The organism is Streptomyces sp. TRD_SC_5 (assembly GCF_056836825.1).
Genome location: NZ_JBWZZS010000001.1, coordinates 1,885,258 through 1,896,194 on the forward strand (window position 1 = coordinate 1,885,258; position 10,937 = coordinate 1,896,194).

Consider the following 10,937-nt stretch of genomic DNA (forward strand, 5'->3'; position numbering starts at 1 on the left):
CCTCAATGACGGTGGGCCGTCGCGCGACCGAGCAGTACGCAGACGAGGGCGGCCAGCGTGGCGGACGCGAGGCAGGGGACGGCGAGCGCGGCGGTGCCGGCGACGGCCGGGCCCGCGAAGAGGGCCGCCGTCTGGAGGAGCGCGGCCACCGCGCAGACGGTCGCCGCGACGGCCACCGCGCCGAACGCCTGGAGCAGCAGCCCCGTCCACAGCATGACACCGGTGAGCAGCAGGCCGGTCGCCCGGCTCGCGTCGGGTACGGGCGCGCCGAGCCACAGCAGGGTCGTCGCGGCAAGAAGGGCGAGCAGTACGGCGAGGTACGCGCCGAGGCACTGGGCGAGGGTGACGGTGGCGGCACGCCGGAATGCCTGGGGGGTGGTGCTGCCCCGCAGCCCGGCGTCGCACCGGCGGCGGAACCGGTACAGGAGCCACTCGGCGGGCCCCATGCTGAGCGTGAGGGCGACGGCGCCGGGGGCCGCGACGACGCCGGAGGCGGCTGAGGCGAGCGCGTTCTGGAGCACGGCGTGCAGCACGAGCACACCGGTCGCGAGCCCGAAGACCCCGTACGGCACGGATCGCAGCAGGGACGGCCCGCACGGCACGCCTGACGGTTCGCCACCTGCCCGGCCGGGGGCCCGGGATCCCGAGCCGGGCGCGGCGCGGACGGCTTCTTTCCCCGGCCCGCCCCTTCCCGCGGTGACACTTCGCGGCTCCGCCGCGTGGGGGCTCCGCCCCGGTCCCCGCACTCCGAACGCCCGAGGGGCCGAAGTGGCCCGGGGGTTCGAACAGAAAGTCCCGGCCCGCAGCACCTCGCGGGTCGCCAGCGTCAGGACCGCCGGCCCCGACGCGAGCAGCAGCGCCGCCCGTGCCGGGGAGGGGACCTCGTGCGCCAGCGTCAGCAGCGCGCCCAGTGCCATCGGGGCCAGGGCGTACAGCAGCAGGCGTTCGCGGGCCAGGACCAGCAGTGCCGTCGCCGCGCCCTGGTACAGCGCCTGGGCCGCGGCGAACGCCACCGCCCCGCCCTCCCCCGGCCCCGCGACGGTGAACGCGACCGCCGTGCCCAGCAGGGCGCCCGCCGGGGCCCCGACGAGCAGGGCGCGGGCCGCCGACGGGCGGTCGCCGAGGCCGAGCCAGGCGTACGCGCGGTGGGCCAGCGCCTGGTTCCACGCCCAGCCGGTGAGCGTGCCCGCGAGCAGGACCTCCGTCCCTGGGGGCAGGCCGCGCCCGTCCCCAGCGGCGCCTGCCAGGAACGGCGCCCCCAGGACGTAGGCGAGTCCCGGCAGCGCGAACACCAGGCCGCGCAGCAGGCATCCGGCGAGACCGATGCGCCAGGGGCCGCCGGACGCGGGCGGCGCCTCCGGTTCCGGGTAGGCCCGGGGCACGCGCGCGAACAGGTCCTCGGCCAGGGCGAAGGAGTTGTCGCGGCCGTACGTCAGCCGGATGTGGTCGTCCGTCATGCCGTCGGATTCGAGGATCGCGGCGATCTCGTCGGGGTGTACGGCCGCCGATATCAACTCCCCGAGCCGGTCCGCCAGTTCGTGCAGCGGGTCCGCCGCCCAGCTCGGCCGCTGCCTCGGTATGCGCGGCAGCGTGTCGCGCCGTGCCGTCGCGTCCGTCCACAGCGGGCCGCTCATCACGCCGCGCCGTGCGTCGACAGGTCACTCCACCAGGGGTCCCTGAGTTCCGTCGTCCAGTCGGCAGGAGGAACAGCGGCCGTCAGGAAGGCCGGCTCCGGTTCGCCGCCCAGTTCCCCGTAGATCTCACGGAAGCCTTCGACCGAGCGGCGCAGCGTGAAGAGGTCGATCACCCGCTGCCGTGCGAGCCGGCCCAGTTCGGTCCGCCGGGCGTCGTCCGCCATCAGCGCCAGCACCGCCCGCGCCATCGCCCCGGGTTCGCGCGGCGGCACCACGACCCCCGTGTCGCCGACGGCTTCCCGTACGCCGCCCACGTCCGTCGACACCGTCGTCCGGCCGCACGACATCGCTTCGAGGATGCTGAAGGGGAAGCCTTCGCTGATGCTGGAGAGCATCACGATGTGCCCCGCCCCATAGGCGCGCGCCACATCCGATATGCGCCCTTCGTAGGTGATGCCGTCGGTGACGCCGAGCTCGGCCGCCAGCTTCTCCAGCTTCGTGCGGTACTCCTCGCCGCCGTCCGGCACGCCGCCGAAGAGCCGCAGCCGCAGCTCCGGCAACTGGGCGCGGGCGAGCGCGTAGGCCCGTACCAGCGTCTCCAGGTCCTTGATCGGGTCGATGCGGCCCGCCCAGGTGAGGGTGGGGGTCGCCGGTTCGGGGCCCGCGTGCGGGAAGAGGTGCGGGTCGACGCCGTTGTAGACGGTGCGGATGCGCTCGGCCGGGGCGCCGCCCCGCTCCTCCCAGCGGCGGTTGTACTGGTTGCAGGGCGTGATCAGGTCGGCCTCCCGGTAGCCGAGCGAGTTGAGCTCGCGGTAGAAGCCGAGCAGCAGTGCCTTGACCGGCCAGCGCTGGGCGGCCGTGCGGTAGCCGAGGTAGCGCTCGCGCAGGTAGATGCCGTGTTCGGTGAGGAGGAAGGGCGCGCCGTCGAAGTGCTTGGCGGTGAGCGCGGGGAGGGTGGCGAGCCCGCTGCTGACGGCGTGCGCGATGCTGTCGGCGGGTATGCGGGCGGCCAGCGGCCGCAGCAGGTGTTCCAGCAGGTCGGTGGCGGTGAGCGCGTCGTGGAGCGTCGGTCCGGCGGGGGCCGTCGCCAGGTGCCGCATGGTCCAGACCCTGGTCAGGGTCCGCAGGGCCGCCTCCGAGCGCAGGGCGGGGGTCAGCCGCCCCGCGCGGGAGAGCGTTGCCAGCTCGTACAGCTCATGGCCGAAGTCGCAGCCGGCCTCCGGGTCGAGTACGGCGAGCAGGAAGCGTTCGTACGAGGCGAGAAAGCGGCGGCGTTCGCGGCCGAAGAGGGGGCGCGGGCCACGTCGTACACCTCGTAACGCCGCGTCCCCTCCCCACAGTGGGACCGTCGTGTGCCGGTAGACGTTGCCCGGCAGCTCCCAGGTGACGGGCTCGCGGTCGCCGCCGGTGAGCGAGACGACGTGGAAGTCGACGTCGGGCATGCCCCGGACGAGCTGGTCGCACCAGGTGCTGACGCCCCCCTGGACGTGCGGATAGGTGCCTTCGGTGAGCATGCTGACGTGGAGCCCGCGGCTCATGTTCGTGTCCCCCCAGGACGAGTGCGGTGCCAGGTTCGCTGCTGGTCGGGCAGGCCTGGCGGGTCGGGCGGGCCGGGCCCGTCAGGCCGGAAGCCGCAGCGTGACCGCTCGCTGGAGCGATTCGGGCGCTGTCCAGGCCGAGCGCTGCCCCGCGTAGGACGTGCCGAACACGCTGGTGCCCAGGAGCAGTTGCTTGCGGGTACCCTCCGGCGCGGTGACCGGCGCCACGACCCCCGACGGCGCCTTGACGGTGACGGTCGTACCGATGCGGTACGCGGTGACCTTGCCTTCCGCGAGCGCATTGTCCCACGCGGCGCGGCGGGCGAGCTCGGAACCGACCTCGCGGTGGCGCGGGTTGACGACCGGAGTGTTGTCCGCGAAGAGGGAGCGGTAGTCGCCGAGGACCTTGTCCAGGACGGGGTAGAGGATCCGCTCCTCCGCCATGTTGGACTGGTGGACGTAGTGCGGGCGCGGGTCGTTGGCGACGACATGGCCGAGCGCGGTGCGTGCCTCCTGCGGCGCGATGTACGCCGCGTAGCCGGTGGCCGGGTCGAGCGGGGCGTCGAGGCAGGTGGAGCCGGGGTTGGTCTCGCAGACGCCGCTGCCCCCGTCGCCCTTGCTGCTGTAGATCCAGTTGTACTCGTCGGTCATCTCGGCGGCGGTGCCGACGTTGTAGTACACGTTCATCGGGTGGCGCGGCACGGTGAGCGCGCCGCCGACGGGCCGCTGGCGCGGCTCGCGCGAGTTGTCGCTCGCGATCCACTTCACACCGTTGTCGGCGAGCGCGCCCGCCAGGTTGGGGTTGTCCACCGGCTGCTGCGGGAGTGCCTTCAGACCCGAGTGCTCACCGGTGACGAGTTCGGTCCTGTCGACGGTGATGCCCTTGGCCACGGCCCAGTCGCGGTTTTTCTTGATCTGGGCGGCGATCTCGGCGCGGCTCATCCACAGCGTGTTGCCCGCCGGGTCCTTGGCGCACTGCCACGGCACGGTCGAGGTGTCCTGGACGCAGCCGAGGTAGGGGTGCGTGTAGGTGTGGTTCACCCAGCGGTACTTCGCCCGGTCGGCCAGCAGCTGCGCGGCGAGCGGGTCGCTGCCGCCGTTCTCGGTCTTCCACGCCTCGCCGGAGCCCGCGTTGTAGACCATGTCGAGGGTGAAGCCGGCGCTCTGCTGCCACTGCGCGGCGTACTGCGCGTCCGACGCGGTCATCCGGATCGGGGTGGTGCCCTCGCCCTCGCCGTCCCCGCAGTCGAAGTCGCCGGGGGTGCAGTTGAGCTCGGTGTCCCAGCGGCTGTCGGGCGCGAAGACGTCGTCGACGTGCACGGAGAAGTAGTTGCGGCTCTGCCCGAGGTGGACGCCCTGGGTGAGCCATTCGACGATGCCCCGGGCGAGCAGCCGGAACTGCCGCTGGTGCTGGTTGTAGGCGAAGGTGACGACGAGTTCGCGGCGTCCGTCGTGGGCGTACTCGCCGACGAGGCTGGCCCGCCCGCCGCCGGCGCCCTCTCCGCCGACCGGCATGTCGAGGTAGCTGGTGTAGCCCTCGCGGGGCCGGCCCGCGTACCCGTAGCTCTCGTCGACGGACGGCGAGTTGTCCTCGAACTCGACGGCGCCGTCCAGGTAGCCGAAGGGACCCGCCTTCCCGGCCGGGGTCACGGCCGCGTCCACGCCGTCGAGCGGTCCGGCGTACCCGCCCTCGTTCGTGTAGTCGAGCCCGACGCCGGGATGCGCCCAGCTGTACGCGTCGACCTGCCGGACGCCGAAGGTCTTCTCGTACGCGGCCAGGGCGTCCGCCTCCGCGGAGCCGGCGCCGAACGGGTCGGCGCTGGGCAGGACGACCCCCTGGTACTTGGCGCGGGGCCGCCCGTCCACGGTGTCGGCGAGGAAGGCGGCGTTGATCACCGGACGGCCCGGCTGGTCGAGCCGCACCACGGTGTACGGGACACCGGTGCCGCGCAGCTCGGACTCGACCGCGTCCACGGCGTTGCCGCCGTCGTCGACGACCAGCACCCTCAGGTCGATACGCGGCGCGGTGGCCGCCCCCGCCCCCGTCGGCGGCACCGCCACCGCCAGCAGACCGGCCGCCAGCACAGCCGCACCGGTTCGGCCCATACGCATCCTGTACGCCACGGCGCATCTCCCCCTAGTCGATCACCTCGCGGAGTATTCGCGGATGATCTGTGGAAATCATGCAAAGCAAGGTCATGGTCACTTGCCGGATTGCCACGAGTGTGACGCAGGCCTCATCCTGCGCACGGTAAACGCGAAAAGGACACCTCTGATGAGTGAACTGCTCGCTGCTGTGATCGAACGGGGCAACCGCGCGTAGGCTCGTTCCCGGCGCTCATCCGGACCGGGCCCCCGGGCCGCTGGGCCACCGGGATACTGTCGCGCCGGGCGCGGCCGGCCCCACCCCATCGGCCGAAGAACTCAACGGAAGCGAGATTTCACCACCGTGACTGCTCTCACTCTCAGCACTTCCGGCGCGGCGGCGCTGCGCGCCGACGCCATCGTCGTCGGCGTGGCGAAGGGCGCCGGGTCCAAGTCCGGGGACCTGGTCGTCGCACCGGGCGCCGAGGCCGTGGACAAGGCGTTCGACGGAAAGCTCGCCACCGTCCTGCAGACCCTCGGCGCCACGGGCGGCGAGGGCGAGGTGACCAAGCTGCCCGCGCCGTCGGGCCTCAAGTCCCCCGTCGTACTGGCTGTCGGCCTGGGCGCGGCCCTGGCCAAGGACGACGCTTACAGCGCCGAGACGCTGCGCCGCGCGGCCGGTACCGCCGCCCGCGCGCTGAGCGGCTTCAAGAAGGCCGGCTTCGCACTGCCCGTCGAGGCCGTCGAGGACGCCGCCGCCATCGCCGAGGGCGCACTGCTCGGCGCGTACGCCTTCACCGCGTACCAGGGCGGCGAGAAGGACGGCAAGGGCGAGAAGGCAGCGAAGTCCGGGGGCAACGGCGCGAAGCAGCCGCTCGCCGAGATCGCGGTGCTCGGCGGGAAGCCGCGCGACAAGGCGTTCAAGGCCGCCGTGGAGCGCGCCCTCGCGCTGACCGAGGAGATCAACCGCGCCCGCGACCTGGTGAACACCCCGCCGAACGACCTGTACCCCGAGTCCTTCGCCGCCGTGGCCGCCGCCGCCGGCAAGGAGCACGGCATCAAGGTACAGGTGCTCGACGAGAAGTCGCTCGCCAAGGGCGGCTACGGGGGCATCCTCGGCGTCGGCCAGGGCTCGGAGCACGGTCCGCGCCTGGTGAAGCTCGGCTACACGCACCCCAAGGCGGAGAAGACCCTCGCCTTCGTCGGCAAGGGCATCACGTACGACTCGGGCGGCATCTCGCTGAAGCCGGCCGGCCACAACGAGACGATGAAGTGCGACATGGCCGGTGCCGCCGCCGTGTTCGCCGCCGTCATCACGGCCGCCCGCCTGGGCCTGAAGGTCAACGTCACCGGCTGGCTGGCGCTCGCCGAGAACATGCCGTCCGGCGGCGCCGTCCGCCCGGGCGACGTACTGCGCATGTACAGCGGCAAGACCGTCGAGGTGCTCAACACCGACGCCGAGGGCCGGCTCGTTCTGGGCGACGCCCTGACGCGCGCCTCGGAGGAGCGTCCGGACGCGATCGTCGACGTGGCGACGCTGACCGGCGCGATGGTGCTGGCGCTCGGCAACCGCACCTTCGGCATCATGGGCAACGACGAGTCGTTCCGTACCGCCATCCACGAGATCGCGGAGGAGGCCGGCGAGCAGTCCTGGCCGATGCCGATGCCGGTCGAGCTGCGCAAGGGCATGGAGTCCTCCACCGCCGACATCGCCAACATGGGCGAGCGGATGGGCGGCGGTCTGGTCGCCGGTCTGTTCCTCCAGGAGTTCGTCGGCGAGGACATCGCCTGGGCGCACCTGGACATCGCGGGTCCGGCCTTCAACGACGGCGGTCCGTTCGGCTACACCCCCAAGGGCGGCACCGGTTCCGCCGTCCGCACCCTGGTGGCGCTGGCCGAGCACACCGCCGCGGGCGACCTCGGCTGATCCGCGCGATTTCGTCGTAGGTACGGTCGTACGGTCCCGGGCACGCGTCCGGGACCGTACGCACGCGGGGAGGCACGTCGGAACGCACGTCGGAATACCCGCGCCCGATTCCGCCTTCAACGAAATCCGTACATCCGTACGCCCCAGTAACCCGTGACGAGCGCTCCCACGACCGTCTCGGACCCCGGCCCCGCGTCCCGCCGTCCGTCAACAAGTGCGAAGATGGGTTCTCGGCAGGACAGGGCCCCCACCACAGGGCCGAATAAAAGCGGCCGAACACCAGCCGCCGCCCGGTCGAAGACCGGCGACCGGCGCACATGCATGGAGGACGTGACGTGGCGAACGACGCCAGCACCGTTTTCGACCTAGTGATCCTCGGCGGTGGCAGCGGCGGTTACGCCGCGGCTCTGCGCGGAGCGCAGCTGGGCCTGGACGTCGCCCTGATCGAGAAGAACAAGCTCGGCGGCACCTGCCTGCACAACGGCTGCATCCCGACGAAGGCTCTGCTGCACGCGGGCGAGATCGCCGACCAGGCGCGCGAGTCCGAGCAGTTCGGCATCAAGGCCACCTTCGACGGTGTCGACATGGCGGGCGTCCACAAGTACAAGGACGACGTCATCGCCGGCCTGTACAAGGGCCTGCAGGGCCTGGTCGCCTCGCGCAAGGTGACGTACATCGAGGGCGAGGGCAAGCTCTCCTCCCCGACCTCCGTCGACGTCAACGGCCAGCGCGTCCAGGGCCGCCACGTCCTGCTGGCGACCGGCTCCGTGCCGAAGTCGCTGCCGGGCCTGGAGATCGACGGCAACCGCATCATCTCTTCCGACCACGCGCTGACGCTGGACCGCGTGCCGAAGTCCGCGATCGTGCTGGGCGGCGGCGTCATCGGCGTCGAGTTCGCCTCCGCGTGGAAGTCCTTCGGCACCGACGTCACCATCGTCGAGGGCCTCAAGCACCTCGTGCCGGTCGAGGACGAGAACAGCTCGAAGCTGCTGGAGCGCGCGTTCCGCAAGCGCGGCATCAGCTTCTCGCTCGGCGCCTTCTTCGAGAAGGCCGAGTACACCGCCGACGGCGTCAAGGTCACCCTCGCCAACGGCAAGGAGTTCGAGGCCGAGCTGCTGCTCGTCGCGATCGGCCGCGGCCCGGTCTCGCAGGGCCTCGGTTACGAGGAGCAGGGCGTCGCGATGGACCGCGGCTACGTCCTCGTCGACGAGTACATGCAGACCAACGTGCCCACCATCTCCGCCGTCGGTGACCTCGTCCCGACGCTCCAGCTCGCGCACGTCGGCTTCGCCGAGGGCATGCTGGTCGCGGAGCGTCTGGCCGGCCTGAAGACCGTGCCGGTCGACTACGACGGTGTGCCGCGCGTGACGTACTGCCACCCCGAGGTCGCTTCCGTCGGCATCACCGAGGCCAAGGCCAAGGAGATCTACGGCGCGGACAAGGTCGTCGCTCTCAAGTACAACCTCGCGGGCAACGGCAAGAGCAAGATCCTCAAGACCGCGGGCGAGATCAAGCTCGTCCAGGTCAAGGACGGTGCCGTGGTCGGCGTCCACATGGTCGGTGACCGTATGGGCGAGCAGGTCGGCGAGGCTCAGCTGATCTACAACTGGGAGGCGCTGCCGGCCGAGGTCGCGCAGCTCATCCACGCCCACCCGACGCAGAACGAGGCGATGGGCGAAGCCCACCTGGCCCTGGCCGGCAAGCCTCTTCACTCCCACGACTGACCCAGTCCGGGCGCGACGACCACTTCCGCAATTCGTAAGGAGCAACAGAAACCATGCCGGTTTCCGTAACCCTTCCGGCGCTCGGCGAGAGCGTCACCGAGGGCACCGTCACCCGTTGGCTCAAGGCCGAGGGCGAGCGCGTCGAGGCTGACGAGCCGCTGCTCGAGGTCTCGACCGACAAGGTCGACACAGAGATCCCGGCCCCCGCCGCCGGCATCCTCGCGTCCATCAAGGTCGCCGAGGACGAGACGGTGGAGGTCGGCGCAGAGCTGGCCGTCATCGACGACGGCACGGGTTCGCCCGCTGCCGAGCCCGCCCCGGCTGCCGCCGAGGCCCCTGCGGCGGAGGCCCCGGCCCCCGCCGCCGAGACTCCGGCCCCCGCTGCCGAGGCTCCGGCCCCTGCCCAGCCGCAGCCCGAGGCCGCCCCGGCCCCGGCTCCGGCCGAAGAGGCTCCTGCCGCCGCTCCGGCCGGTGGCGCCTCCGGTACTGACGTCGTACTGCCCGCACTGGGCGAGTCGGTCACCGAGGGCACCGTCACCCGTTGGCTGAAGGAGGTCGGCGAGGAGGTAGCGGAGGACGAGCCGCTGCTCGAGGTCTCGACCGACAAGGTCGACACCGAGATCCCCTCCCCGGCCGCGGGCACGCTGCTGGAGATCCTGGTCGGCGAGGACGAGACCGCCGAGGTCGGCGCGAAGCTCGCCGTCATCGGTGACAAGGGCGCGGCCCCGGCCGCCGCCCCGGCCCAGGAGGCCCCGGCCCCCGCCGCCGCCCCGGCTCCCGAGCCGGCTGCCGCCCCGGCACCGGCCGCTGCTCCGGCTCCCGCTGCTGCTCCGGCTCCCGCCGAGGCCGCTGTCGAGGCTCCGGCTCCGGTCCAGGCCGCCCCGGCCGCTGCCGCCCCGGCTCCGGCCGCTCCGGCCGCAGCCGCCCCCGCCGCGCCTTCCACGGGCGACGCGGACGGTGCGTACGTGACCCCGCTGGTCCGTAAGCTCGCCGCCGAGAACAGCGTCGACCTGGGCTCGGTCAAGGGCACCGGCGTCGGTGGCCGTATCCGCAAGCAGGACGTCGTAGCCGCCGCGGAGGCCGCCAAGGCCGCCGCCGCTGCCCCGGCTCCGGCCGCCGTCGCCCCGGCCGCCGCTTCGAAGGCTCCGTCCCTCGAGGTGTCCCCGCTGCGCGGTCAGACGGTCAAGATGACGCGCATGCGCAAGGTCATCGGCGACAACATGATGAAGGCCCTGCACACGCAGGCCCAGCTGACCTCGGTCGTCGAGGTCGACATCACGAAGCTGATGAAGCTGCGCAACAAGGCGAAGGACGCGTTCGCCGCCCGCGAGGGCGTCAAGCTGTCCCCGATGCCGTTCTTCGTCAAGGCCGCGGCCCAGGCGCTGAAGGCCTACCCGGTCGTCAACGCCCGGATCAACGAGGACGAGGGCACGATCACCTACTTCGACACCGAGAACATCGGTATCGCGGTGGACGCCGAAAAGGGTCTGATGACCCCGGTCATCAAGGGCGCGGGCGACCTCAACCTCGCCGGTATCTCCAAGAAGACCGCCGAGCTGGCCGGCAAGGCCCGCTCCGGCAAGATCAGCCCGGACGAGATGTCCGGCGCGACCTTCACCATCAGCAACACCGGTTCGCGCGGTGCGCTGTTCGACACGGTCATCGTGCCGCCGAACCAGGTCGCCATCCTGGGCATCGGTGCCACCGTCAAGCGCCCGGTGGTCATCAACCACCCGGACCTGGGCGAGACCATCGCGATCCGTGACATGACCTACCTGGCTCTCTCCTACGACCACCGCCTGGTGGACGGCGCCGACGCGGCCCGTTACCTGACGGCCGTCAAGGCGATCCTGGAGGCCGGCGAGTTCGAGGTCGAGCTCGGCCTGTAAGAGGCGTTCCAGCAGTAAAGAACAGGTTGGCGCCCCCGTCCGGATCACTCCGGGCGGGGGCGCCAACCTATATCCGGGTGCACATCGCGAAAAGCTGGCGAATCAGGACACCGGCGGTGCACAGTGATGGGCACGTCAAG

At 72.0% G+C, this 10,937-nt stretch carries 6 protein-coding genes; 3 read left to right on the forward strand and 3 right to left on the reverse strand.

Annotation, left to right across the window (positions count from 1 at the left end):
• Positions 1-2: 2 nt before the first annotated feature.
• The 3 genes from AC1P0E_RS08680 to AC1P0E_RS08690 form a co-directional block, all read right to left on the reverse strand.
• Positions 3-1,634, reverse strand: a complete 1,632-nt coding sequence (locus tag AC1P0E_RS08680) for a hypothetical protein (protein WP_482741577.1) — start codon at positions 1,632-1,634, stop codon at positions 3-5.
• Positions 1,634-3,172 carry a GT4 family glycosyltransferase PelF gene (gene pelF, locus AC1P0E_RS08685; protein WP_482741578.1) on the reverse strand — a complete coding sequence of 513 codons (1,539 nt, stop codon included), beginning with the start codon at positions 3,170-3,172 and terminating at the stop codon, positions 1,634-1,636. Before pelF ends, AC1P0E_RS08680 begins: the two co-directional genes overlap by 1 nt.
• 81 nt (positions 3,173-3,253) lie before the next feature.
• A complete protein-coding gene (locus AC1P0E_RS08690; RefSeq protein ID WP_482741579.1) occupies positions 3,254-5,278 on the reverse strand; it encodes a hypothetical protein in 2,025 nt (674 codons plus the stop codon).
• 343 nt (positions 5,279-5,621) lie between these two features.
• Between AC1P0E_RS08690 and AC1P0E_RS08695 the strand changes: the two genes are divergently transcribed.
• The 3 genes from AC1P0E_RS08695 (at position 5,622) to sucB (ending at position 10,797) form a co-directional block, all read left to right on the forward strand.
• Positions 5,622-7,184 carry a leucyl aminopeptidase gene (locus tag AC1P0E_RS08695; RefSeq protein ID WP_482741580.1) on the forward strand — a complete coding sequence of 521 codons (1,563 nt, stop codon included), beginning with the start codon at positions 5,622-5,624 and terminating at the stop codon, positions 7,182-7,184.
• A gap of 335 nt (positions 7,185-7,519) precedes the next feature.
• A complete protein-coding gene (gene lpdA / locus AC1P0E_RS08700) occupies positions 7,520-8,908 on the forward strand; it encodes a dihydrolipoyl dehydrogenase (protein WP_482741581.1) in 1,389 nt (462 codons plus the stop codon).
• 53 nt (positions 8,909-8,961) lie between these two features.
• A complete protein-coding gene (gene sucB, locus AC1P0E_RS08705; RefSeq protein ID WP_482741582.1) occupies positions 8,962-10,797 on the forward strand; it encodes a 2-oxoglutarate dehydrogenase, E2 component, dihydrolipoamide succinyltransferase in 1,836 nt (611 codons plus the stop codon).
• Positions 10,798-10,937 lie beyond the last annotated feature (140 nt).